This window comes from Umezawaea tangerina, from assembly GCF_003002815.1.
Classification (GTDB): domain Bacteria; phylum Actinomycetota; class Actinomycetes; order Mycobacteriales; family Pseudonocardiaceae; genus Umezawaea; species Umezawaea tangerina.
The window spans coordinates 34,804-58,712 of record NZ_PVTF01000010.1 but is presented as its reverse complement, the minus strand read 5'-3'; the positions used below and the strand labels follow the sequence as shown (position 1 = coordinate 58,712).

Sequence of the window (23,909 nt, the reverse complement as noted above, 5' to 3'; positions counted from 1 at the left end):
CGGATCCGTGTGCATCCTGCATGGCCGCCACGACGAGAGGAGCCGCCGTGCCGGTCACCATCAGGGATGTCGCACGTCAGGCCAGGGTGTCGGTGTCGACGGTCTCGCGGGCGATCAGCGCGCCCGACCTGGTCCGCGCCGACACCAGGGAACGGGTGCTGGAAGTGGTGCGGGGGTTGGGCTACCAGCCCAACCCCGCGGCCCGCAGCCTGATCACCGGGCGCACGGGCAACCTCGGCATCGTCGTGCCCGACCTCGGCAACCCGTTCTTCCCGTCGATCCTGCTCGGCGTGCAGGCCCGCGCCCGCGAGGCGGGCAACTCGGTGTTCTTCTGCGACAGCGGGCAGGACGGCGTGACCGAGGAGGAGCTGATCCGCACCATGGCGCGCCAGGTCGACGGCGTCGTGGTGTGCGCGTCCGAACTGGACGACGGCAGACTCGCCGAGCTGGCGTCGCTGACCACGATGGTGCTGGTCAACCGCGCGCTGCCGGGACTGCCGTCGGTCATGATGGACAGCGCGTCCGGGATGGCCGCGGTGGTCGGGCACCTGGCCGCGCTCGGCCACCGGCGGTGCGCCTACCTCGGCGGGCCGGGGCGGTCGTGGTCCACCCAGGCCCGCCGCCGCGGGCTGCGCGAGGCCGCCGCGCGCACCGGCCTGTCCGTCCTGGAGCTGGGCCCGTTCGAGCCGACGTTCCGCGGTGGCGCCCAGGGCGTCGAGCAGGCGCTGGCGGCGGGCGTGACGGCCGTGGTCGCCTACAACGACCTCATGGCCCTGGGCGTGCTCAACCGGCTCCAGCAGCTCGACGTGGCGGTGCCGGAGCGGATCAGTGTCACCGGGTTCGACGACATCCTCTACGCCGCGATGTGCGGCCGTCCGCTCACGACCGTGACCATGCCCGCGGAGGAGGCGGGCCGCGCGGCCGTGGAGCTGCTGCTCGACCAGCTCGACAACGGCGCCACGGCGGCGGTGCCCAAGCTGAAAGAACTCCCCACGTCCTTGGTCATCCGGGCTACCACCGCTGCGCCCGCCGGACCAACGATCTCCTGAAAGCTCCGACCTCCTGCGCACCGGCGCCCCGAACCTGCCGTCGGGGGTGCCGTTCGGGCCTCGGCCGCGCACCCCGTGCGACTACGCTGCGTGGCGTGACGTTCAGCGGGTTCGACCCGGAGCTGCTGGGACAACTCCGCGCCAGCGGAGCGCTGCGGGAGCAGACCTACCTGCTGCAACGGGTCATCCGCTCGATCGAGCCCGCCACCCTGCTCAGCCAGCACTCCGCCACGCTGGCGGGCCTGGCCGCCGAGCTGCCCCGCACCCACTCCGCGCTGTTGAGCTACAGCGTGCTCGGCCAGCCGAAGGGCAGGCTGCTGCGGTCGCTGTGCCTCAACGCCGCCGCGGCGGTCAACCGGGCGGCGGCGGCCACCGCGCACCAGCCGTTGGTGCACCTCACGCACACGCTCGCGGAGATCGTGGACGCGTCGGGCTCCATGTACGACGACCAGGAGAGCCGGGTCGCCGCGGCCGCGTTCGCCGCCCGCCTCGACACCCTCATCGCCGAGCTGCCCAAGCTGCTGTGGGCGCTGTTCCTCGACTCCTGGCACGCCACCGCGAGCTCACCGGGCAGGTGGGCGCGGCTGGACCAGATCAGCGACGAGGTCGCCTGCCTGGTCGCCGCCACCGACCGCGACCCGGACACGTTGCAGCAGGAGCTGACCCACACCCTGGCCAAGCACGGCACCGACCCCGCCGCGATCTGGCAGACCCTGCACCCGGACCGGGTGCGCCACCACGTGGCGTGCGTCGTGCACGGCGCCGGTGAGCTGTCCGGGCTGAGCGCGCTCGACCCGACCGCGCGGCAGTGGTCGGAGGGGCAGCCGGAGAGGCTCGGCTGGGGTGCCGCGCGCGACCGGCTGCGCCAGTTCCTGGCCACCGTGCCGCGCACGTCGACCAGCTGCGTGGTGGCGGTCGACGTGGACGCGGTCGACAAGCCGAGCGCCGCCCGGCTGGCGCGGCGGCGGGTGACCGAACTGCTGGACCAGTACGTCGCGGGCCACCGGCTGCTCACCATCTCGCTGGACCCGCGGATGCTGGTGACCCGCGCGGGCACCGTGCGCAGCGACGAGCTGACCCCGCGCCGGTCCACCGTCAACCGCGCGTACCCGTTGGTGCAGCGGTGGCCGCACGGGCTGCGCGAAGGGCTGCGGATGGCGCACCTGGCCAGGACGACGGAGTCGCCGCTGACCGCGGCCGCGCTGTCGTGGGCGGCGCTGGAGGCGTTGGGGGTGAACGAGAAGGCGTCGCAGCTGGCGGGAGTGCTGGCGTTGCAGGCGATGCGGCAGCAGGTGGTGGAGGCGCACCAGCTGCTGCACCAGTCGGCCACGGCGTCGACCAAGCACGCCCGCAGCCGGGTCGGGACCACGCGGCGGCGGGTGGTGAGCCTGCGCCGGGCCATCGAGCGGTGCGCTCCCGACCACCCCGAGGTGGCGCGGCTCCGGACGGCGTTGGCCGGTGCCGTCGGCAGGCACGAGGACGCGGTCCGGCGCTCCGACGGGCTGACCTCCTCGTTGCACGAACCCCTTGCCGTGGTGGCGGAGTACGCGACCCTGGACGACCACAAGTACCTGCTCGACGTGAACCGGTGGGTCGACGTCCTGCTCCCCGAGCGCGCCGGTGACGACCCCGCGCTGCTCGACGCGCGGGTGGCCGTGCACGACCTGCTCCCCCACGCCGCCCCGCTGGCCGCCCGGCAGGTCGCCGACTGGCGGGGGCGGCTCGCGTCGGCGGGGAGCTGCGCGCGCTGGTTGGTCGCGACGCAGGAGCGGATGCGGTCGCTGCTCGACGCGCTGTACAGCGCGCGCAACCTGGCCCTGCACTCCGGGGTCTTCCAGGCCACCGGCGACGTCGTGCTCGGCCTCGGCGGGCTGATGGTCGTCGACTTCACGCTGGAGGTGCTGGGCAACTGGTACCGCAACGCCACGGGCCCGGACGCGCACGCCTCGCCGTTCGAGGTCGTGCGGGAGCTCGCCGCGCGGCAGGAGGACCTGTGCGGCAGGCTCCGCGACGCCCGCGGCGCGGCCCATCCGCTGAACGTGGAGTGGCTGACCAGTCCCAGCACCGACGGGGCCTGGGACCGCGCCTAGTCGGGCCCCGTCAGGTGTGACAGGTCCGCGAGCCTTGCGCGCCTGCCTCGCGACCTACGCGGTCAACCGGCGGACCGCGTCGACCACGGCGGCGCGGCGCCGCTCGACGTCGGGCGGGGCGACGAGGTCGTACTCGGGGTTCATCGACGACCAGGCGGTGCTGATCGACTGGACGAGGGCGAGCAGGGCGGCCGGGGTGTAGTGGGCCGGGAGCAGGCCGTCGGACTGGGCGCGGGCGAGCTCGTCCAGGCGGACCCGGTTGACCTCGACGACGGCGTCCAGGCGTGAGCTGGTGGGGCGTTCCAGCCGGTACCAGACCGCGAGGCGCTGGGCCGCGGGGTTGGCCTCGAAGTAGTCGAAGAGCCTGCCCGCGTAGCCGGGGAGGTCCGCCGCGTCGAACCGGACCCGGTCGAGGAAGTCGCCTACGTGGGTGGTGAAGACGGCGTCGAACAGCTGGTCCTTGCTGCCGTAGTAGGCGTACAGCATGGCCTTGTTGCAGCCCGCGACCTCGGCGATGCGGTTGACGCGGGCGCCCGCGATGCCCAGCTCGGCGAACTCCGCGGTGGCGGCTTCGAGCAGGCGTCGCCTGGTGCGCTCGGCGTCTCGGATCACGCTGTGAGCTTAGCAACCAAACAGTCGGTTGACAGACGCACGCAAGCGGCGTTCCCTGGAAATAACCAACCAGTCGGTTAGAAGGTGGACATGACCAGGACCTGGCTCATCACCGGCAGCTCGCGCGGGCTCGGCCGGGCGCTCGCGGTGGCGGCGCTCGAGAACGGCGACCACGTGGTCGCCACGGCTCGACGGCCGGAGCAGCTGGACGGGCTCGTGGCGCAGTACGGCGACCGCGTGCGCGCCGTCGGGCTCGACGTCACCGACGCGCGGGCGGCCGAGGCGGCGGTCGCCGTGGCCGTCGACGCGTTCGGGACGGTGGACGTGGTGGCGAACAACGCGGGGTACGCGAACTCGGCGCCGATCGAGGAGATGGCGGAGGACGACTTCCGGGCGCAGGTCGAGACGAACCTGTTCGGGGTGGTGAACGTGACGAGGGCCGCGCTCCCGGTGCTGCGCCGCAGGCGGTCGGGGCACTTCCTGCAGTTCTCCTCGATCGGCGGCCGGGTCGGCGGCACGCCGGGGATGGGCGCCTACCAGGCGGCCAAGTACGCCGTGGAGGGGTTCTCGGAGGTGCTGCACAACGAGGTGGCGCCGCTGGGGATCAAGGTCACGATCGTCGAGCCCGGCACGTTCCGGACGGACTGGGGCGGGTCGTCGATGGCGGTCTCCCCCGTCGGCGAGGACTACGAGCGGACCGTGGGGGCGTTGCACCGGTTCCGCCGGGAGGCCGACGGGAAGCAGGCGGGCGACCCGGTCCGGGCCGCGCGGGTGCTCATCGGGCTCGTCGAGCTGGACGAGCCCCCGCTGCGGCTGCTGCTGGGGTCGGACGCGCTGCGGATCGCCGAGGAGTCGTCCGTCCTGCGGGCCGCCGAAGCCACCCGGTGGGCCGCGACCAGCAGGTCGACGGACTACGCCTGAGGCGTCGGATGTGACCTGGGACATATACGTTGCCGGGTTTCCGATCTCGGCATAGTTTGGCGGTACACGAGGAAGGAGGTGGTCCGAAGTTGTGTAGCTATAGGACTTTTCGTGAGGTGTCCGTCCGCTAGGACCGCCCGTTAGGGACCCTTTCCGGCGCGGCCTGGCGAGTTCCAGGCAGGCACCCGACCCCCGGTACCCCGAGCCCCAGTCCAGCTCGGCCCGCACCTCGTGCGGGACACAGGTCCGGGGGTCGTCCCATGTCCGGGGTCGGTTCGGTCGACGAGCGCCCCCCACGACGCGCACGGCGAAGAGCCGCCGGTCCCCTGCGGACCGGCGGCTCTCGGCGTTCTGGCGGGGTCAGCTCTTGAAAGCGTCCTTGACCTTCTCGCCCGCCTGCTTGAGGGAGCCCTTGGCGCGCTCGGCCCTGCCCTCGGCCTGCCACTGCTCGTTGTCAGTGGCGTCGCCGACAGCTTCCTTGGCCCGGCCCTTGAGCTCCTCGGCCTTGTTGCTGATCTTGTCGTCGGCACCCATGACGGTCCTCTCGGTAGGCGGTAGGTCCGTGCGGTGAGTACCCGTGGCGACCGGGGCGAAACATCGGGGCGCCGGTGTACTACGGTGATCGTTAGCGGTTGAAAAGCCAGCCGCAAGCCATCGGGTGTCCTCTCCGGAGGGCACCCGTGTCAGCGACGGGCGACGGCACAGTGCCGACGTCGCGCGGTGGGCTTGCTGGCTTGCCGCTGCCCGTCTCCCGCGTCTGGCACGCATGGCTCCGTGTCCCGACGTGCGAGAGGAGCCCGACCGTGGTCGGGGAGAACGGCCAAGGTGATCCGGTGAGCGTGCGGATCGCAGGCCTCGAGGCCGAGGTCGCAGGCCTGCGCAAGGCGCTGCAGACCCGCACGGTGATCGGGCAGGCCACCGGCCTGATCGCGGCCGTCCAGGGCCTCACCCCGCAGCAGGGCTTCCAGCTGCTCGTCCGGATGTCGCAGCACCACAACGTCAAGCTGCACTCGATCGCGGTGAAGCTCGTCGACCTGGCGGGCGAGCTGGGACCGCGCCAGGCCGTCCGGTCCGTGCACCTGCCCGTCGAACCGCACGAGCGGGCCGAGGAGGTGCAGTGGCCCGGTGTCGACGTGGTCGAGGCGGCGCGGCAGCTCGTGGCCGCGCACGAGGCGGCGCACCGGGTGGACGGTGCGCCGGCCGACGTGCGAAGACAGCTGGCCGACGAGCTGACGCTGGCCGGTCAGCTGTTGGCGGAGAGGCTCGCGGACGTGGGTTGGCTCGACGACGAGCCCGCGGTCTGAACGATCGCGAACGACTCCGCGGACAGCCGGACGGTCTGCCCGGCCAGGGCGACGTCCCCGGAGGCCAGCAGCACCGAGCCACCCGCCGAGTCCAGTGACTGGGTGACCGCCGTGGCCCCCAGGTTGCACACCAGCCGCAGGTCGCCGCGCCGCATCACCAGCACGGTGCCGAGCTGCTCGACGGCGAGGTCGGCCAGTCGGGGGTCGGCCAGCTCGGGGTGGTCGCGGCGCAGGGCGATCAGCGACCGGTACAGGTCGAGCACCTCCCGGTGGGCCGGTTCGTCGCTCTCCGCCCAGTCCAGCTTCGAGCGCCGCGCGGTGGCCGGGTCCATCGGGTCCGGCACCTCCGCCTCGCCCCAGCCGTGCGCGCCGAACTCCCGGCGCCGCCCGGTGCGGACGGCGTCGGCCAGCTCCTGGTCGGGGAACGACGCGAAGAACTGCCACGGCGTGCTCGCCGCCCACTCCTCCCCCATGAAGATCATCGGGGTGTAGGGGGAGCAGAACACGATCGCCGCCCCGCAGGCGAGCAGGCCGGGCGACACCGTCGCCGACATCCGGTCGCCGGTGGCGCGGTTGCCGATCTGGTCGTGGTTCTGCAGGTAGGCCAGGAACCGGTAGCCGGGCAGCACGCGGGTGTCGACCGGACGGCCGTGCGTGCGGCCGCGGAACGACGACCACGTGCCCGCGTGGAAGAACACGTCGGTCAGCGTCCGCGCGAGCGCACCGGGTTCGGCGAAGTCCGCGTAGTAGCCGTGCGTCTCCCCGGTCAGGGCCACGTGCAGGCAGTGGTGCAGGTCGTCGGACCACTGCGCCTGCAGGCCGTACCCGCCGCCCTCGCGCGCCGTGACGAGCCGCGCGTCGTTGAGGTCGGACTCGGCGATGAGCGTGAGCGGCCGTCCGAGACCCGCCGACAGGGCGTCGACCTCCACGGCCAGCTGCTCCAGCAGGTGCGTCGCCCGCCGGTCGAGCAGGGCGTGCACGGCGTCCAGGCGCAGGCCGTCGACGTGGAAGTCGCGCAGCCAGCCCAGGGCGTTGTCGACGACGTACCGGCGCACCTCGTCGGACTCGGGCCCGTCGAGGTTGAGGCCGGGACCCCAGTCGTTGCGGCCCGCGAAGTACGGCGCGAACCGGTCGAGGTACGCGCCGGAGGGCCCGAGGTGGTTGTAGACCACGTCGAGCAGCACGCCGAGACCCCTGGCGTGGCAGGCGTCGACGAACCGCTTGAAGGCGTCCGGCCCGCCGTAGGGCTCGTGCACCGCGCCCCACAGGACGCCGTCGTAGCCCCAGCCGTCGGTGCCGTCGAAGGAGTTCACCGGCAGCACCTCGACCAGCGTGATGCCGAGGTCCACCAGGTGGTCGAGCTTGGCGATGGCCGAGTCCAGCGTGCCCTCGGGGGTGAACGTGCCGATGTGCAGCTCGTAGACCACCCCGCCCGCCAACTGCCGTCCGGTCCAGTCGCCGTCGGTCCACCGGAACGCGCCGTGGTCGTACCGGCGCGACGGGCCGTGCACCCCTTCGGGCTGCCACAGCGAGCGCGGGTCGGGCAGCGCGTCGTCGGAGTCGTCCAGCAGGAACGCGTAGTCGGTGCCGTCGACGTCGGCGGACCACCAACCACCCGTGCCCGCCGTCATGGCCTGGTCGGTGCCGTCCACGCGCACGCGGACGGCCTGCGCCTTGGGCGCCCACACGGTGAAGCTCACGAGCCCTCCCGCACGAGCAGCGCGACCGGGTACCGGCCGAGCACGTCGGCCAGCCGCGGCGTGGCGAGCTGCCCGGTGATCACGTCGGTCCACTCGCCGGGAGGCAGCGGCAGCACCGTGTCGCGCCACCCGCCCGCCGCCGCGAGGCCCACCGGGAGCCGGGTCGCCACGACCGCGAGGTCGGGGGAACGGTTGTAGGCCACCACGTGCTCGGCCGCGACGCCCTCCGCGGGCAGCGGGCGGTAGCCGTGGAACAGCTCGGGCTGGGCCTTGCGCAACCGCAGGGCCCGTTGCACCACGAGGAGCTTGGCCGCGCCGGAGTCGTCGACCTCGGGCAGCCACCAGTTCTCGATCCGGTCGAGCAGCTCGCGGCGGACCGCGTAGTCGACCGGCCGCCGGTTGTCCGGGTCCACCAGCGACAGGTCCCACAGCTCGGTGCCCTGGTACACGTCGGGCACGCCGGGAGCGGTGAGCTGCAAGAGCTTCTGCCCCAGCGCGTTCGACCAGCCCGCCAGGCGGATCCGCTCCACGAAGGACTCGATCTCGCCGCGCGTCACCGGGTCGCCGAGCACCTGCTCGGGCCAGGCCGCGACGGCCTTCTCGAACTCCTCGTCGTGGTCGACCCACGTGGTGCGGACCTTGGACTCCTTGGCCGCCTTGTCCAGGTAGTCGCGCAGCCGGTCGGGCCCGATCGGCCAGGCGCCCACGATCGTCTGCCACGCCAGCATGTTCAGCGACGGCTCGTCGATGCCGTGCCGCGCGGTCCACCCGCGCGCCAGGTCGGCGAACTCGTCGGGCAGCTCGGACAGCACGGCCAGCCTGGCCCGCACGTCCTCGGAGCGCTTGGTGTCGTGCGTGGACAACGTCGTCATGGACTCCGGCAGCGCCGAGTCCCGTTGTGCCGCGAGGGTGTGGAACTCCTCGACGGGCACGCCGAAGCGGTCCGGGGCGCCGCCGACCTCGTTGAGCGCCACGAACCTGGTGTACCGGTAGAACGCGGTGTCCTCGGTGCCCTTGGCCACGACCATGCCGGAGGTCTGCTGGATCCTCGTCGCCAGCTCGCCGTGCGGCTCGGCGCGGACCTGCTCGTCCAGCACCTCCGCGCCCTTCACGCGCGACACCGCGGTCGCCCACGACGCCTCGCCCTCGGGCAGGTAGGAGCGGTAGACGGGGAAGTTCACCATCACCCCGGCCACGGCGGCCTCGGCGGCGGCGGGCTCCGCGTCGCGCACGAGCGCCCCGATCCGGCGCACCTCGGCGCGCAGGATCGAGTCGGTCACCAGCGTGCGGCAGGTGTGCTCGACGGCCTCGAAGTCCGTGTCCTGGCCCAGTTCCGCGGCCAGCGCGGTGAACCGCTCCTCGGCCCGCGGGTCGACGAACACCCCGCAGACCTCGCGCAGCGCGTCGTACCCGGTGGTGCCCTCGACGGGCCAGCTGGTCGGCAGCGGCTCGCCGACGCCGAGGATCTTCTCGGCGACGATCCACACGCCGGAGCGCTCCTTGAGCCTGCGGAAGTAGCCGCCGGGGTCGGCCAGGCCGTCCGGGTGGTCGACCCGCAGGCCGGTCACCTGGCCGGCCGCGACCCAGCGCAGCACCTCGTCGTGCGTCGCGTCGAAGACCTCGGGGTCCTCGACGCGGACCGCCGCGAGCGTGGTGATGTCGAAGAACCGCCGGTAGTTCAGCTCCTCGTTCGCCACCCGCCAGTGCACCAGGCGGTAGTGGTCGGACACCGGGAGCCGGTGGTCGTAGTAGGTCACGACGTCGCCGTCGACGACCGGTTCGCCCTCGTCGCCCAGGATCGGTACCAGCACCGGGCCCGCGGCCCAGTCGATGTCGAAGTACTTGGCGTAGCGGGACTCCTGGCCGTTCTTCAGCACATCCCACCACCACGGGTCGGTCTCCGGGACGGCGACCGACATGTGGTTGGGCACGATGTCGAGCACGAAGCCGAGCCCGGCGGCGGAGACCTTCTCCGACAGCGCGAGCCTGCCCTCCTCACCACCCAGCTCGGGGCGGGCGCGGGTCGGGTCCACGACGTCGTAGCCGTGCGTGGAACCCGGTGCGGCGTCCAGGATCGGCGACGCGTAGAGGGCGCCGACGCCGAGCCGCGCGAGGTAGTCCACCACCTCGGCGGCGTCGGCGAAGGTGAAGCCCGGCCTCAGCTGGAGCCGGTAGGTCGACGACGGGGCGAGCGGCTCGGTCATTCGCCACCCGTCCGCTGCAGCACCACCAGCGACCGCGCGACGAGCGTCAGCTTGCCGCCCGCCGGGATGGGCTCGCCCAGTTCGGGGATCTGGACCGCGCCGGTCGCCGTGTCCACGACGACCGTCCACTGCGGACCGTAGCTCTCCTCCGGCAGGGTCGCCTCGATGTCCTCGTGGTGGGCGTTGAACGCCAGCAGGAACGAGTCGTCCACGACGCGCATGCCGCGCTGGTCGAGGTCCGGGATCCCCTCGCCGTTGAGGAACGCGATGACGCAGCGGCCGAAGTCGTCGCCCCAGTTGTGCTCGGTCATCTCCTCGCCGCCGGGCGTGAACCACGCGATGTCGCGGAGGTCGTCGCCGCTGCGGATCGGCTTGCCGGCGAAGAAGCGGCGCCTGCGCAGCACCGGGTGCTGCTTGCGGAACGCCGTGAGGGCGGAGGTGAACTCGATGAGGTCGGCGTTCTCCTCGGCGAGCGCCCAGTCGACCCAGGCGATGTCGCTGTCCTGGCAGTACACGTTGTTGTTGCCCTGCTGGGTGCGGCCGAACTCGTCGCCGTGCAGCAGCATCGGCACGCCCTGGGACAGCAGCATCGTGGCGAGCAGGTTGCGCCGCTGGCGGCCGCGCAGCGCGAGCACCTCGGGGTCGTCCGTCGGACCCTCGACGCCGCAGTTCCACGAGCGGTTGTCGTCGGCGCCGTCGCGGCCGTCCTCGCCGTTGGCCTCGTTGTGCTTGTCGTTGTAGGACACGAGGTCGTTCAGCGTGAAGCCGTCGTGCGCGGTCACGAAGTTGATCGACGCGTACGGCCTGCGACCGTCCTGCTGGTACAGGTCGGACGAGCCGGTGACGCGGGAGGCGAACTCGCCCAGCGTCGCGGGCTCGCCGCGCCAGAAGTCGCGGACGGTGTCGCGGTACTTGCCGTTCCACTCCGTCCACAGGGGCGGGAAGTTGCCGACCTGGTAGCCACCGGGGCCGACGTCCCACGGCTCCGCGATCAGCTTCACCTGGCTGACCACCGGGTCCTGCTGGACGAGGTCGAAGAACGTGGACAGCCGGTCCACGTCGTAGAACTCGCGGGCGAGGGTGGCGGCGAGGTCGAAGCGGAAGCCGTCCACGTGCATCTCGGTGACCCAGTAGCGCAGCGAGTCCATGATCAGCTGGAGCGTGTGCGGGCTGCGCACGTTCAGCGAGTTCCCGGTGCCCGTGTAGTCCATGTAGTGCTGCTTGTCGTCCTCGACCAGGCGGTAGTACGCCTCGTTGTCGATGCCGCGCATGGACAGCGTCGGGCCCAGGTGGTTGCCCTCGGCGGTGTGGTTGTAGACCACGTCGAGGATGACCTCGATGTTCGCCTCGTGCAGGGCGCGGACCATGCCCTTGAACTCCTGGACCTGGTTGGCCTGGTCCGGCATCGCCGCGTACAGGTCGTGCGGGGCGAAGAACCCGATGGTGTTGTAGCCCCAGTAGTTGCGCAGGCCCTTCTCGGCCAGTCCGTGGTCGGTGATGAACTGGTGCACGGGCATCAGCTCGATCGCCGTCACGCCGAGCTTGGTGAGGTGGTCGATGACCACCGGGTGCGCGATGCCCGCGTAGGTGCCGCGCAGGCGGTGCGGGATCTCCGGGTGGTTCATCGTCAGGCCGCGCACGTGGGCCTCGTAGATGACCGACTCGTTGTACGGAGTCTTGGGCGCTCGGTCGTTGGACCAGTCGAAGAAGGGGTTCACGACGACCGACTTCGGCACGTACGGCGCCGAGTCCTGGTCGTTGCGCTGGTCCGGCTCGCCGAACTTGTACCCGAACAGCGACTCGTCCCACTCGACGCCGTTGGAGATGGCCTTGGCGTAGGGGTCGATCAGCAGCTTGTTCGGGTTGCAGCGCGGGCCGTGCTCCGGCTCGAACGGGCCGTGCACCCGATAGCCGTAGTGCTGGCCGGGGCCGATGCCGATCAGGTAGCCGTGGTGGACGAAGCCGTCCACCTCCGGCAGCCGGACGCGGGTCTCCTTGCCCTCGTCGTCGTAGAGGCACAGCTCGACCTCGTCGGCGACCTCGGAGAAGAGGGCGAAGTTCGTGCCGACGCCGTCGTAGGTGGCGCCGAGCGGGTAGGGGGTTCCTGGCCAGGGCCGCAACTAGATCTCCTCAGCAGGCAACCCGGTCCGCCCCGGTCGAGTGGCTCGACGTGGGGAGGGCCGGGAGCGTGGCGGTCTTGGTGGGGTTCGATCTACCCGAGTCGGCTCAGGACCGCTGGGCGTGCGCGCGGACCAGTTGGCCTCGCGCGGCTACCAGGAGGAGTCGGGCCTCCTGGAGTTCGCAGTACCGCAGGTGTTCGCAGGCGGCTTCCGCGCAGGCCATCGCCTGCCCCAACGCCCCGCCGGTGCCGTGGTCGGCACCGCTCAGCGCCGTGCGCAGCGACTCCTCGGCGCGCAGCGCCCCGGACAGGGGATCGGTCAGCACGGCCGGGCGAACGGCGGCGAGCACCTGCTCGACGGCGATCTCCAGCGCCTCCGTGGTGTGCACGGCGGTGACCAGATCTCCGGGCAAAGTACCCGTCCGGGTTACAACCTCGGTGTTCACTGGGGAATGCCACCTCCAACCATTGGGCGGAACGCTCCTCGGGTGACGTCTCGACGATACTCCGCGGGCGCCTGACCCGCGGTAACGCGCGTGTTTCGGCCGGTCACCGGCCCTGTCCCCCGGTGAGCGCGGCGACGACGGCGCGCACGTGCGGATCGGCGAACAGCTGCTCCAGGGTGACCGGAAGCGGTATCCGCCAGTTGGGGTACTGGTCGACGGTACCCGGCAGGTTCGGCTGCCGTACCTCGCCCAGCGCGTCCTGGGGTGAGGTCAGGCGCAACACCGACGGCGCCTTCGCCAGGAGGGTGTGGAACGCGGCCACGAGGTCATCGGTCGGGACCCCTTCCTGGGTCATCAGCTCGATGAGCTGGTGGCGTTCCAGCTCGGCAGCGCTGTATTCCCCGTCGACGGAGCCCTCAAACAACCCCAGTTCGGCCCGGATCCGGACGTGCTCCCCCGCGAGGAAGCCCGCCACGGTCGGCAGGTCGTGGGTGGAGATGCTGGCCATGGCCGACTCGGTCCACTTCTCCGGCGGCACGAGCGGGTGGCCCGGCAGGTCGTAGTCGCGCTGGAACCACAGCACCGCGGAGCTGAGCATGCCGCGGTCGTGCAGCGTCTCGGTGACCTCGTCCTCGACCGTGCCCAGGTCCTCGCCCACGACGACCGCTCCCGCGCGGTGCGCCTCCAGCGCCAGCACGCCGAGCATCGCCTCGGGGTCGTAGCGCACGTAGGTGCCGCGGTCGGCGGACTCGCCCGGTGGGATCCACCACAGCCGCCACAGCCCGGCGACGTGGTCGACCCGGATGCCGTCGGCGTGCCGCAGCACGCTGCGCAGCATCTCCCGGAACGGCGCGTAGCCGAGCGCGGCCAGCCGGTCGGGCCGCCACGGGGGCAGGTTCCAGTTCTGGCCCTGCTGGTTGAACGCGTCCGGCGGGGCGCCCACGGTCACGTTCGGCGCGAACGTGTCGCGCAGCGCCCAGGTGTCCGCGCCGCCGGGGTGCACGCCGACCGGCAGGTCGTGGATGACGCCGACGGCCATGCCCGCCTCGTGCGCGGCCAGCCGCGCCCGGTCGAGCTGGTCGCGGCAGAGCTGCTGGAGCCAGGCGTGGAAGGCGATCCGCTCGGGGTCGGCCCGCGCGGTCGTGGGGTCGCGCAGCTCCTCGGGCCAGCTCCGCCAGTCCGGGCCGTTGCGCTCGGCGAGGGCGCAGAACGTGGCGAAGTCGCGCAGCGCGGGGTCGGCGTCCAGGTCGACCGGGTCGGGGTGGTGCGGCCAGAGCAGTTCGAGCGCGGCGGCCTTGGCGGTCCACACCGCGTCGTAGTCGATCAGCTCGGTGGCGTTGTCCGGGCGCAGCGCCGCGACCTCGGCGCGGGTGCTCCCGTCGGCGGCGGCGTACGCCGCGGTGTCGGTGACCCGCAGGTAGATGGGGTTGCAGTAGCGGCGGCTCGACGGCGAGTACGGCGAGCGCTCCACCGGGTGCGTCGGGCTGATCGCCTGGACCGGGTTGACCAGCAGCACCCCGGCGCCGAGCTCCGCGCCCGACCGGCGGGCGACGGTGGCCAGGTCGGCGTAGTCGCCCAGCCCCCACGAGTCCTCGGAGCGCATCGCGTAGAGCTGCACCATCCAGCCCCACGCCCGCGGCACGGCGGGCAGCCGGTCCGGGGCGACGACCACGGTCGTGGCGCCGACCCGGTGGTAGCCCAGCGGCAGCTCGGCGGGCAGGTCGACCTCGGTGCCGTCCTCCAGCACCGCCGTCGCCGGGTGGCCGAGGTCGAGGGTGCGGCCCTCGCGGACCACGATCGTGGGCGGCAGGGTGTCCGGGGCGTCGGCCACCGCGGCCAGCGCGGCGCGCACCGCCTCGGGGGTGGAGGCGTCCACGTCCAGCTGGGCGAGCACGGCCACCACGACGGCCGGGTCGACGTCCACCATGCGCTGGCCGGAGTCCTCGTACCGGGTCGCCACGCCGTGCGCCTCGGCCAGTGCGGCCAACTCGTCGTCCACGCGGTCAGCTTTCTCTCATCGGCGCCGCGGATGCCAGGGCGGCACGGCCTGGTCACCCGAAGGTTGCAGGGAATTCAGTGCGTCGTGTCAGGCCGGACGGGTGATCCACTGCGCGGTCACCGTCCGTCATGCCGGGCCGGTGGAGTCCCGCACGACCAGCCGCGCGGAGAGCCCGTGCACCGATGATCCGCCATCCCCGCGGATGCTGCCGAGCAACGCGGCCACCGCCCGTTCGCCCTCCTCGCGCTGCGCGCCCTCGATGGCCGTGATGCCGACGGCGCGGGTGAGGTCCCGGTCGTCCAGGCTGACCAGGCTGATGTCGGCGGGGATGGCCCGGCCGTCGCGCCGCAGCCGCATGAACACGCCGAGCGCGACCTCGCCGTTGGAGCTGACCACGGCGGTGGGCAGCCGGTCGCCGTCCAGCAGCGCGTCCGCGACCTGCTCGCCGCCGACCACCGTCGGGGACGACCACAGGGTCCACTCCGGACGGATCTCGAGGCCCTCGGCCACCAGCACCTCGTCGTAGGACTCGTCGACGCCGTCGGCCAGCACCAGCGCGATGTCGCGGTGACCGAGCCCGATCAGGTGCCCGACCGCGATCCGCAACGCGCTGCGCAGGTCGCCGTCGTCGACCCGCACCACCGGCACGTCCAGCGTCGCCAGCGCGGCCGACTCGGCCTCGGCGAGCACGATCGACAGGGCCAGCACGCCGTCCACCCGGCGGCCCAGCGGCATCTCCTCGAAGAACCCGGTCCGCGACCCTGCGTCGCCGAGCACGTAGAGCAGCACGTCGAACCCCGCCTGCCGCAGCGCGCCCTCGGCGCCCGCCAGCAGGTCGCCCCGCCCGACGTCGCCGGTCAGCACCGCGATGGCGAACCGGCGGCCGCCCGCCAGGCTGGAGGCGTCGCGGGCGATCGCGTACTTCATCCTCTTGGCGACCTCGGTGACGTACCGCCTGGTCGCCTCGGACACCCCCGGCTCGCCGCGCAGGGCACGGGACACGGTCGCGGCGGACACGCCGGCGGCGCGTGCCACGTCGGACATGCTGGTCACGTCCACCTCCCTGATCACCAAGCCTACTGAGAACCGTACGGTGGGCCTCTCCCGAACACCCTGCAGACACCCGTCGTCCCGGAAGGACCCCTGCATGAAGACCGGCGATCTCGTCCCCGACTTCACCCTCCCCGACCAGGACGGAGCCCCCCGCGCGCTGTCCGCGCTGCTGGAGGGCGGTCCGGTCGTGCTGTTCTTCTACCCGGCCGCGATGACCGGCGGGTGCACGGCGGAAAGCTGCCACTTCCGCGACCTGGCCGCGGAGTTCGCCGAGGTCGGGGCGCGGCGGGTGGGCATCAGCACCGACTCGGTCGCCCGGCAGAAGCAGTTCTCCGACCTCAACGGGTTCGACTACCCGCTGCTGTCCGACGTGGAGGGCGAGGTCGCCGAGGTGTTCGGCGTGAAGCGCCGGTTCGGCCCGCTGCCGGTCAAGCGGCACACGTTCGTCATCGGGACGGACAGCCGGGTGATCGAGGTCGTGAAGAGCGAGTTCGGCATGAACACGCACGCCGACAAGGCGCTGTCCGCGCTGCGGGAGCATGCCAAGGCGTGATCCGGGTACCCCGGCCGCATGATCGGACATGTGAGGGCCGTCGTGCTCGACTCCCGCGACCCGCGCGCGCTGGCGGAGTTCTACGTCGAACTGGTCGGCGGGAAGGTCACCGGTGAGCACGACGACTGGGTGGTGCTGACCGACGACGACGGCAGGCGGTTCGCGTTCCAGCTCTCGCCGGAGCACGAACCGCCGACCTTCCCGGACCCGAAGGCGTCGCAGCAGTTCCACCTGGACGTGGAGATCGCGCACGCCGACCTCGACGCGGCCACCCGCCGGATCGTCGAGCTCGGCGGTCGCAGGCTCGACGCCGACGGGGACGACTTCCAGGTCTTCACCGACCCGGCCGGGCACACGTTCTGCCTGGTGTGGGACTGATCAGCCGCCCTTCAGCGCGGTCGCCAGTTCCCTGGGGAAGTCCTCCTCCAGCTTGCCGCCGTTGTTGAGCGCGCGGGCGATGCCGTCGTGGAAGACGCGGCTGACCTTGGGGTAGTAGGGCGTGACGGGGCGCAGGCGCGCGTCCTCCAGGGCCTTGCGCAGCTCCTGCTTGTCCAGCCGCTTGGAACTGTCGAAGGCGGAGTTCCTGGTGGGGACGAACCCGCCGACCTCCGACAGGATCAGCTCGCTCGACGAGCTGGTCATGAACTCGATCAGCGCCTGGGTGGCCCTGGGCCTCGTCGTCCACTTCGACACGGCGAGGGTCTGGCCGCCCAGGATGCTCGGGGTCGGTGGGGCACTGGGGGTGAACTCGACCTTGCCCTCCAGGTCGTCCGCCGACACCGGCCAGTTGCGCATGTACGCCGTCTTGCCGGACTTGAAGGCGGTGATGGCGGAGGCCTCGGTCATGCTGTCGGCGCCCGCGAGCACGATGTCGGCGTCCTTGACCGCGCGGGCCAGGTCCTCGATGCCCTTGCGGTCCTCGGGCTCGAACGCGACCTCGCTCTCGTCCGCGGTCAGCACGACCCGGCCGGTCCGGCTCACCACCTCGCCGCCCGCGGCCCACATCGCCTCCACCGCGGTGGCGTTCAGCATCTCGTCGGCCAGCTGGGCCGCGTTGGCGGCCTCGACACCAGGACCGCTCGTCTTCAACGCGACCGCCAGCTGCTTCGCGGCGGCGCCGAAGTAGTCGTCCCAGGTCTTCGGCTTGGCCACACCGGGGAGGTCGGTGCGGCAGTAGATCATCCCGACGTCGCTGTTGAGCGGCAGCCCCCACAGCTTGTCGTCGAACTTCCCGGTGGCGAGCACCTTCGGGATGAAGTCGCCCAACGCCGAGTCCGGGAGGTCGGTCCGGTCCAGCGGGCGGATGTGACCGGCCATCGCGAACTGGGGCAGCCACGGGATGTCGAGCGCGTAGGCGTCCGCGTGGTGCTCGCCGTCCTGCTTGGCGTCGTTGCCCATCCGCTCGTTCTGCTTGGACGGCTCACCGGACACGTAGTCGAACTCGGCCTGGTTGGCGGGGTGCGACTGGTTCCACAGGTCCAGCAGTATGGACCTCGGGTCGTTCTTGCTCTCGCCGAACGCGGTCATGACGACCAGCGGTCCGGGTTCCAGCTCGGTGGCCGGTGGCCGCACGAACACGCCCGCGGCCACGATGGCCGCCACCACGAGCACGATCCCGGCCTGCTTCAGCGGTCTGCGCAGCGCCCGGCCGAGCTTCGCCACGAGGTCGACGAAGTCGCCGAGCTGCTCGGGCTTCGTCCAGACCATCCTGATGGCCCACGGCAGCACGTTGACGCAGATGCCGGAGATCACCGCCAGGAGCCCGCAGACCACCGCGCTGAGCACCGAGGCGGCGCTCCACCTCGGGGTCAGCTCGGCGATCAGGAGCGTCGACGCCGACGTGATCGCGACGACCACGCCGACCATCACCAGGATCACCAGGACCCGGAATCGGGGACTCCACTGTCCCCTGTTCACGTTCATCTCCCCCACCTTCCGCGACCAGGGCGGCGACCGGGGTGTCGACCCGCTGGAATGCGGAGAAGACCACGGGATCCCCCTGATCCCGGCCTCGCGGTCGCCGACCAACGTATCGGCAGTGGGACGTGCGCGGTTGACCTCGGGAGCCGGCGAACCGGCCGAATCACCCGTAAAGACCAGCGATCACCGGTCCGCGGGGCGCAGTGCCGCCAGCACGAAGTCCGCGATCTCCCCACCCAGCGCGGGCGCCGACTTCGGACCGTCCGGCCGGTACCAGGTGGGCAGCTGGTTGATCACGCCCAGCGCGATCAGCACGGTCGTCTCGGCCGGGACCCCGGAGCTGAACCGACCGCTCGCCTGCGCCTGCTCCACGACCGCGCGGAACGTCTCGTGGTAGCGCCTGCGCTCCGCGCGGAAGGTCGCCATCAGGTCCGCGTCGAGCCGGTGCATCTCGCGCATGAACACCGCCGTCTCGTCGACGCTGGACGCGGTGGTCTCGACGAGGCTGACGATGATCGCGCGGACGGTCGCCGCCGGGTCGGCGTCCAGCGCCACGATCCGGTCCAGGTCGGCCATCTGCCTGCCGATCAGCGTCCGGTAGATCTCGTAGAGCAGGTCGTCCTTGGAGTCGAAGTAGTGGTAGAGCGCCCCCTTGGTGACCTCGGCGGCCTCCACCACCTCCTGCACCGTCGTCGCGTCGAACCCCTTCGCGGCGAACAGCCGCACCGCGGCCGCCATGATCCGGTTCTCGGTCCGGCTCAGCTCGCCGACGCCACCGCGTCGCGCCACCCCGTCACGCCCCCGGTGCCAGCGCGCGGACCAGCTCGAACTGGTCGGCCCCGGTCGGGAGCAGCGCGATGATCGGCGTGTCCACACCGTTCGCCCGGTACTGCGCCACCCGCTCGCGGCACTGCGCCACGCTGCCGTGCACGACCAGGTCGTCCACCACCTCGTCCGGCACCAGCTTGTTCGCCGCCTTGCGGTCGCCCGCCGCCCACGCCTCGTGCATCGGCGCCAACGCCTCACCACGCCCGAGCCAGTCGTGGAACGCGGCGTACGCCGGAACGGTCAGGTAGGTGCTGATCAGCAGCCTGCCCAGCGCCCGCGCGGAGTCCACGTCCTCGGTCGGGCACACGAAGATGCGCGCCGCCAGCTCGGCCGTCCCCAGCTCCGCGCGCACCTTCGGCACATCGTTTACACCGAGCCAGTTGGTGATCGCGCCGTCGGCCTCCTTGGCGGCCAGGCGGAGCATGTTCGGACGCAGCGCCGCCAGCATGATCGGCACCCGCTGCTCCGGCGCCCGTTCCAACCGGAAGCCCTTCACCGCGAACGTGTCGTACTCCTCGGTCACCTTCTCCCCCGCGAGGGCCGCCTTGAGGAAGCGGAGGGTGTCGCGGGTGCGCTTGAACGGCTCGGTGAAGTCGGCGGCGTTCCACCGGTTGACGATCGCCGGTGACGACGACCCGATCCCCAACACGAACCGCCCACCCGAGACCTCCGCGGCGGTGGCCGCACTCATGGCGAGCAGAGCCGGACCGCGGGTGTAGACCGGGACGATGGCCGTCCCCAGCCGGACCTTGTCCGACCACTGCGCAGCCAGCGCCAGGGGTGTGAAGGCGTCGGAGCCAGCGGTCTCGGCGGACCAGATGTCGGTGTAGCCGAGGTCGGAGAGCTCGGCCACGAGGTCCTTGTGGTGGAGGACCGGGACACCGGTCAACGGCAGCGTGATTCCCCAACGACCCACTTGCGCCTCCTGGTGTACGCGGCCTGATGGTGCGTTGGGGGGAGCTTACCTTGGGTACCGACTGGTCGGTATGTTGAGTGTGGCCGCTCGATCCGCAGCGGCGGTCGAGTCCAGGGCTGGCTTGGGCGCCTCCGAAGCACCGGCGACGCAGCACGCGCATCGGTGATCCGCCTATCCAGGCTCTACGCCAAGTCGGGCAACCGCGGTGTTCTGCACCAATGACGAAATGGCGCTCGGCGCGGCGGACGCCTTGCGGGCGATCGACTCCCCCGCCACCAGGAACACCGCGATCATCGGCGTGGACGGCATTCCCGAAGCCCTGGGCGTTGATCGACAGCGGCACCAGCCCGCTCCGTGCCACCGTGGTCCAGGACTCGAACCGACTCGCCGAAAGCACGATCCACATGCTGACCCGCATGCGACACGGACGAGTCGCCTCCAAACGCACGGTCCTCCGGCCCGAAGTGCACTAGGCGCCCAACGGGGTGGCGACGAACTCGAAAAAGCGCAACAAAGTGACCGCTCGCACCGAGATCACGCAGACGGAGTAGTCATCCAGCGAGCAAATCGGTTCCCAGTTGGAGCGCCGGTGCAACAAGAAGGCTGGCCAAGGCCCGCTGCGCGGCATAGGCACTCGTTCCCGGACGACGACCTGCCACCTCCCACAATGTTTGTGTCGCAAAGACGTGATCATCGAGCCTGCAGCTCCTCGCTGAAACAGGCTCACGATGTGCGCGTCAGGAGGACCACCTCGTGCCTCCGCTGTATCGGTTGGTGGAACACCAACATTCGCTGGTGCTGCGGTCGAGCGTCGTCCGTGTCCTGTGTTCTGCACCGGCAAGGTGTCCCGCTCCGGCTTGGTGTTGTCCAGGTCAAGAACTGGGGAACATGTGGAGCCACAGCTGTGTCACGTGGGCGACGGCCGAGGAGTAAGGCGGGAAGTCCATGTCGTGGCTGGCCGCAAGTCGCCGGTAGCGGTCCGGCCACGACTCCGGCAGCGGCGGGAGTTCGTCCGGTGGTTCGGTGCTGTCGCGTTCGAGCCATACGGTTCGGACTGCCGTTGCTGTTCGCTCGGGTACGACCAGCCCGTGTTCGAGGAGGATGACCAGGTCGACGAGGTCGCGGACCCGCGAGTTCTCCCGTTCCCCGAAGTCGCGGAGCATGCCGTGGAACTTCTCCGCCGCATGCCGGTGGATGTCGACCGCTTCGACCTCAACGGCCGGGACGCCGGCGAAGGCCAAGGAGTTGGGTATGGCGAGCCTGTCGGTGGCGTGAAGTTCATGAGCCCTGGGCGACACGTCGAGTTGGACGCGGCCGAAGGGCTTGTCGGCCAGTCGCGCGCCGACCTTGGCGCGCCAGGTGGGGTATCCGCCGCTGTCATCGCGTAGTCGTTCCGGTGCGCCAACGGTGAGGACGAAGTAGTCGTGGTCGAGGTCGATGGTGAGGATCTCGACGAGCCGCTCGTGGAGGTCGGACGCGCTGTCGACGGCATCGCGAAGGCCGAGGTCGACGTCCTTGGTCAGCCGAGCGTTGTCGTGCAGGCGAACCTCGAGTGCCATGCCACCTTTGAGTACCCATTGCCCTGGCTCCGCGGTCTGGAAGCGAGCGATGACGCGTTCGAACATCACCCGTCGACGTAGCCGGTCCAAGCTGACTCCGGTCTCAGCGGATCGTGCCAGCAATCGGGTTTCCAATGCGGTGCGTAGTGCCTGCGCCGATTGGTAGGTCATGGTGTCTCCGCTTGTTGGATCGCGCGTTCGATGTAGAGCGCGGCGCGGGGGTCAAGGGTTTCGGCACGGGATCGGAGTCGGCGATTGGTGACCAGGCCGCCGCGCCGCGCCTCGTCGATGGCGCGGGCGAGTTGGTCTTCATCGTGCGCGTTCGCGGCGATGTCGATGATCGTTCGCACTGGAGTGGTCACCCGGTACCCCGAGCGTTCGGAAACGTCATCGGCGGGAAGTTCGGCGTAGTGGAGTTCCACCGCGTTGTTGCGCATGGTGAATCCTGGTGGAACCGTCAAATGGACATGCTGTGATTCGAACTCGCCGACGCCATGCACGCTCAGAGCTGACTCGTGCGACACGACCCCTCGTCCTCGTGACCACAAAGTCCAACGAGCGAGTTCATCGTGTGCGCCCGCAGCCCACTCTGCCAGGCGGAACAGACCACGATCAACGCGCCACCAGTTGCCCGCCTCCACGTGGTATGCCTGCGCCTGGTGGGAGTAGCCGAGCGACTTCGCCTGAGCTGCGGTGAAGTGACCGCCTTGCCCGGCGGCGAGATCGAAGAGTCTCCGGCGGAGGTCGCGTCGATCAGCAGGCACCTGGCGATCCTACAGTAAAACTGTAGTTCTAGCTTGGAATGGTCGACGGAAGTCAAGTTATGATGGAGTTTCAGTATGCTGAGTTGCTGATCTACCGACGAGCTACCAGAACGTCGAGGACCGAGCCCGTCGGCGACACCTACGAGCCCGCCACGCGCATCGCCGAAGAACCGGGCCTCAAGAATTGGACCCGCCGAACGCCTTGCCCCGCTCCTCCCCGTCCACGCCCTCCCCGAACACCCGCGCGTCCGCGTCGTGCCCACCCCGGTTCGACATCCCGCCGTACTCCGCCGCCTGCGCCAACGCCCGCACCCGCACGAACGAGTTCACCGCGTCCGTCACCTGCAATACGCACACCCGCCCGTCCCACAACTCCACCGCTTCCAAGGCCCGCCGCAACTCTTGCCGCATGTCCTCCACCGGCACGCCCCAGTCCACGTCCAACTCCACCGTGCCGAGCAGCTCGGACTGAGTCTTCGTCCAGTTCTCCAAGGGTGTCTTCACCAGCAAGTACGAGACGAGAGCCGCTTCGCCCCGGAGCCCGGATTCGTCAGCATGTGGCCCCACCACAGCATCCGAGCTCGACAGACAACACCACCGAACGCTCGAGGCACCCGAGTCGTGAACGGACTCGGGTGCCGGAGTGGGGTGGGGTTACAGGGTGATGCCGCGTTCGGCGAGCCAGCCTTGGGGGTCGATTTTTTGGGAGCCGTTCAGCCAGACCTCGAAGTGGAGGTGGGGGCCGGTGCTTTGGCCGCGGTTGCCGATGGTGGCGATGAGGTCGCCCGCCTTCACCTGAGTGCCGGCGTTGGCGATGATCTCGTTGACGTGGCCGTAGACGGTGACGGTGCCGTCGGCGTGTTGGACGCGGACCCAGAGGCCGAAGCCGCTGGCGGGGCCGGCTTCGATGACGGTGCCGTCCATGGCGGAGACGATGGGGGTGCCGATGGAGTTGGCGATGTCGACGCCGTAGTGGGTGGTGCCCCAGCGGCCGCCGAAGCCGGAGGTGAAGGAGCCCTCGGCGGGCTTGACGACCTTGGGGCGTTTGGCGGCTTCCTCGGCGGCGATGCGAGCCTTCTCGGCGGCGTCCGCGTCGGCCTTGCGCTGGATCTCGGCCTGCCGGGCGCTGTAGCCGTCCTGGGCGAAGCGGATGGCCTGGTCGACGTGCTGGCCCGCGTCGAGCTGCTGGGCGCGCACGAGCTTCGCGGCTTCGAGGCCCGGCTTGATGACGTGGACGGTCTGCTGCCTGGGCTGGGCGGCGGCGGTGCTGCCCGCGATCTTCGCGGCGAGGTCCATGTTGGTGGCCATGGAGTTGAGGGGCTGGTCGACCGCGCCCCAGCCGTTGACGACACCGGCGGTCGTGGCGAGCGCGCCCGCTGCCACGGCGGCGGCGACCACGCGGCCGCCGAGGGTGGGGGTGTTGATCTCCACGCGGTGCGCTCCACGGCGGCCTTCGGCCTTCGGGGGTGCCGTGAACACGTTTCGGCCGCGCGCAGTGCTGTGCCTGGCCAAGAGTGTGCCTTTCTACCTCGGGGAGTCCGGTCAGGACGGCCGGCGGGGGATCCGGACGGGGTCGTTTCGGGGACGACGCCGTGTCCTGCTAGTTACCGAACCGTGACAAGCGCCAGGGAACGTAACCCGAGGTGACGAACTGCGGCAAGCCTTGAGTAGCCAAGTGGGCGTATTGGTGACATACCCCACGGTTTATCACTCAGAGTGACAATAGACCGCCAAGTCTCGATTTTCGCCGTTACCCGGCGCAGGAATTGACCGTTGCCCGATTACCAGACCAATAGCCCGGCAGAACCATCACCGCTGGTCATCAGCTTGATCGTGAAAGTCCCACGAACGAGAACCGCCCCGCTAGCACAA

At 70.9% G+C, this 23,909-nt stretch carries 21 protein-coding genes; 6 read left to right on the top strand and 15 right to left on the bottom strand.

The genetic code is table 11. The features are described 5' to 3' along the window. The first annotated feature begins 47 nt into the window (after nucleotides 1-47). Both CLV43_RS30885 and CLV43_RS30880 read left to right on the top strand, forming a co-directional pair. A complete protein-coding gene (locus CLV43_RS30885; protein WP_106191530.1) occupies nucleotides 48-1,049 on the top strand; it encodes a LacI family DNA-binding transcriptional regulator in 1,002 nt (333 codons plus the stop codon). Between the two features lie 95 nt (nucleotides 1,050-1,144). Next, a complete protein-coding gene (locus tag CLV43_RS30880) occupies nucleotides 1,145-3,139 on the top strand; it encodes a hypothetical protein (protein WP_106191528.1) in 1,995 nt (664 codons plus the stop codon). Between the two features lie 54 nt (nucleotides 3,140-3,193). On the opposite strand, the gene CLV43_RS30875 is transcribed toward CLV43_RS30880, so the two are convergent. Continuing rightward, on the bottom strand, nucleotides 3,194-3,751 hold the full coding sequence (locus CLV43_RS30875) for a TetR family transcriptional regulator (RefSeq protein ID WP_106191526.1): 558 nt from the start codon (nucleotides 3,749-3,751) through the stop codon (nucleotides 3,194-3,196). A 90-nt stretch (nucleotides 3,752-3,841) separates the two neighbouring features. On the opposite strand from CLV43_RS30875, the gene CLV43_RS30870 reads away from it, so the two are divergent. Then, the gene (locus CLV43_RS30870) at nucleotides 3,842-4,672 is read left to right on the top strand and encodes an oxidoreductase (RefSeq protein ID WP_106191525.1); all 831 of its coding nucleotides are present in this window, start codon (nucleotides 3,842-3,844) and stop codon (nucleotides 4,670-4,672) included. Between the two features lie 360 nt (nucleotides 4,673-5,032). Here CLV43_RS30870 and CLV43_RS30865 read toward each other — a convergent pair whose 3' ends face one another. After that, nucleotides 5,033-5,206: a CsbD family protein gene (locus tag CLV43_RS30865; RefSeq protein ID WP_106191523.1), complete on the bottom strand. Its 174-nt coding sequence runs from the start codon at nucleotides 5,204-5,206 to the stop codon at nucleotides 5,033-5,035. Between the two features lie 299 nt (nucleotides 5,207-5,505). On the opposite strand from CLV43_RS30865, the gene CLV43_RS30860 reads away from it, so the two are divergent. Then, entirely contained in the window at nucleotides 5,506-5,976 is a 471-nt protein-coding gene (locus CLV43_RS30860) for an ANTAR domain-containing protein (protein WP_245887114.1), read from the top strand. On the opposite strand, the gene treZ is transcribed toward CLV43_RS30860, so the two are convergent. The 6 genes from treZ to CLV43_RS30830 all read right to left on the bottom strand — a co-directional run bounded on the left by treZ (nucleotide 5,916) and on the right by CLV43_RS30830 (nucleotide 15,488). Beyond that, nucleotides 5,916-7,676 (bottom strand): malto-oligosyltrehalose trehalohydrolase, encoded by a 1,761-nt coding sequence (treZ, locus tag CLV43_RS30855; protein ID WP_106191520.1) that lies wholly within the window; start codon nucleotides 7,674-7,676, stop codon nucleotides 5,916-5,918. The genes CLV43_RS30860 and treZ overlap by 61 nt on opposite strands. Continuing rightward, the gene (gene treY, locus CLV43_RS30850; RefSeq protein WP_106191518.1) at nucleotides 7,673-9,880 is read right to left on the bottom strand and encodes a malto-oligosyltrehalose synthase; all 2,208 of its coding nucleotides are present in this window, start codon (nucleotides 9,878-9,880) and stop codon (nucleotides 7,673-7,675) included. The genes treZ and treY overlap by 4 nt, the downstream gene beginning before the upstream one ends. Then, on the bottom strand, nucleotides 9,877-12,000 hold the full coding sequence (glgX, locus tag CLV43_RS30845) for a glycogen debranching protein GlgX (RefSeq protein WP_106191517.1): 2,124 nt from the start codon (nucleotides 11,998-12,000) through the stop codon (nucleotides 9,877-9,879). Before glgX ends, treY begins: the two co-directional genes overlap by 4 nt. 106 nt (nucleotides 12,001-12,106) lie before the next feature. Continuing rightward, the gene (locus CLV43_RS30840; protein WP_245887113.1) at nucleotides 12,107-12,388 is read right to left on the bottom strand and encodes a hypothetical protein; all 282 of its coding nucleotides are present in this window, start codon (nucleotides 12,386-12,388) and stop codon (nucleotides 12,107-12,109) included. 160 nt (nucleotides 12,389-12,548) lie between these two features. Next, entirely contained in the window at nucleotides 12,549-14,444 is a 1,896-nt protein-coding gene (gene malQ / locus CLV43_RS30835; RefSeq protein ID WP_170156087.1) for a 4-alpha-glucanotransferase, read from the bottom strand. A 126-nt stretch (nucleotides 14,445-14,570) separates the two neighbouring features. Continuing rightward, nucleotides 14,571-15,488 carry a LacI family DNA-binding transcriptional regulator gene (locus tag CLV43_RS30830; RefSeq protein WP_106191918.1) on the bottom strand — a complete coding sequence of 306 codons (918 nt, stop codon included), beginning with the start codon at nucleotides 15,486-15,488 and terminating at the stop codon, nucleotides 14,571-14,573. Nucleotides 15,489-15,591: 103 nt separating this feature from the next. On the opposite strand from CLV43_RS30830, the gene CLV43_RS30825 reads away from it, so the two are divergent. Together CLV43_RS30825 and CLV43_RS30820 are read left to right on the top strand one after the other, a co-directional pair. Continuing rightward, complete coding sequence (locus CLV43_RS30825) at nucleotides 15,592-16,050, top strand: peroxiredoxin (protein WP_106191513.1); 459 nt, start codon at nucleotides 15,592-15,594, stop codon at nucleotides 16,048-16,050. An 18-nt stretch (nucleotides 16,051-16,068) separates the two neighbouring features. Then, complete coding sequence (locus tag CLV43_RS30820) at nucleotides 16,069-16,428, top strand: VOC family protein (protein ID WP_106191512.1); 360 nt, start codon at nucleotides 16,069-16,071, stop codon at nucleotides 16,426-16,428. Here the strand turns inward: CLV43_RS30820 and CLV43_RS30815 are convergent, their stop codons facing one another. The 7 genes from CLV43_RS30815 to CLV43_RS30785 all read right to left on the bottom strand — a co-directional run bounded on the left by CLV43_RS30815 (nucleotide 16,429) and on the right by CLV43_RS30785 (nucleotide 23,468). Next, nucleotides 16,429-17,973, bottom strand: a complete 1,545-nt coding sequence (locus tag CLV43_RS30815) for an extracellular solute-binding protein (RefSeq protein WP_146174969.1) — start codon at nucleotides 17,971-17,973, stop codon at nucleotides 16,429-16,431. Nucleotides 17,974-18,153: 180 nt separating this feature from the next. Next, on the bottom strand, nucleotides 18,154-18,759 hold the full coding sequence (locus CLV43_RS30810; protein WP_245887112.1) for a TetR/AcrR family transcriptional regulator: 606 nt from the start codon (nucleotides 18,757-18,759) through the stop codon (nucleotides 18,154-18,156). 4 nt (nucleotides 18,760-18,763) lie between these two features. Continuing rightward, a complete protein-coding gene (locus CLV43_RS30805; RefSeq protein WP_106191508.1) occupies nucleotides 18,764-19,714 on the bottom strand; it encodes an LLM class F420-dependent oxidoreductase in 951 nt (316 codons plus the stop codon). Nucleotides 19,715-20,586: 872 nt separating this feature from the next. After that, nucleotides 20,587-21,339, bottom strand: coding sequence for a nucleotidyl transferase AbiEii/AbiGii toxin family protein (locus CLV43_RS30800; protein WP_211304650.1), 753 nt, complete (start codon nucleotides 21,337-21,339; stop codon nucleotides 20,587-20,589). A 101-nt stretch (nucleotides 21,340-21,440) separates the two neighbouring features. Next, a complete protein-coding gene (locus CLV43_RS30795) occupies nucleotides 21,441-22,037 on the bottom strand; it encodes a type IV toxin-antitoxin system AbiEi family antitoxin domain-containing protein (RefSeq protein ID WP_106191505.1) in 597 nt (198 codons plus the stop codon). Nucleotides 22,038-22,214: 177 nt separating this feature from the next. Next, the gene (locus tag CLV43_RS30790; protein WP_146174968.1) at nucleotides 22,215-22,541 is read right to left on the bottom strand and encodes a hypothetical protein; all 327 of its coding nucleotides are present in this window, start codon (nucleotides 22,539-22,541) and stop codon (nucleotides 22,215-22,217) included. A gap of 150 nt (nucleotides 22,542-22,691) precedes the next feature. Continuing rightward, entirely contained in the window at nucleotides 22,692-23,468 is a 777-nt protein-coding gene (locus CLV43_RS30785; protein ID WP_245887110.1) for a M23 family metallopeptidase, read from the bottom strand. Between the last annotated feature and the right edge of the window lie 441 nt (nucleotides 23,469-23,909).

What these genes read in the sequence shown, in the direction of transcription:
- CLV43_RS30800 (WP_211304650.1), bottom strand. Translation starts at nt 21,339, where the DNA reads ATGTTCGAACGCGTCATCGCTCGCTTCCAGACCGCGGAGCCAGGGCAA.
- CLV43_RS30865 (WP_106191523.1), bottom strand. Translation starts at nt 5,206, where the DNA reads ATGGGTGCCGACGACAAGATCAGCAACAAGGCCGAGGAGCTCAAGGGC.
- CLV43_RS30830 (WP_106191918.1), bottom strand. Translation starts at nt 15,488, where the DNA reads ATGTCCGACGTGGCACGCGCCGCCGGCGTGTCCGCCGCGACCGTGTCC.
- treY (WP_106191518.1), bottom strand. Translation starts at nt 9,880, where the DNA reads ATGACCGAGCCGCTCGCCCCGTCGTCGACCTACCGGCTCCAGCTGAGG.
- CLV43_RS30870 (WP_106191525.1), top strand. Translation starts at nt 3,842, where the DNA reads ATGACCAGGACCTGGCTCATCACCGGCAGCTCGCGCGGGCTCGGCCGG.
- CLV43_RS30825 (WP_106191513.1), top strand. Translation starts at nt 15,592, where the DNA reads ATGAAGACCGGCGATCTCGTCCCCGACTTCACCCTCCCCGACCAGGAC.
- CLV43_RS30820 (WP_106191512.1), top strand. Translation starts at nt 16,069, where the DNA reads ATGATCGGACATGTGAGGGCCGTCGTGCTCGACTCCCGCGACCCGCGC.
- CLV43_RS30815 (WP_146174969.1), bottom strand. Translation starts at nt 17,973, where the DNA reads ATGAACGTGAACAGGGGACAGTGGAGTCCCCGATTCCGGGTCCTGGTG.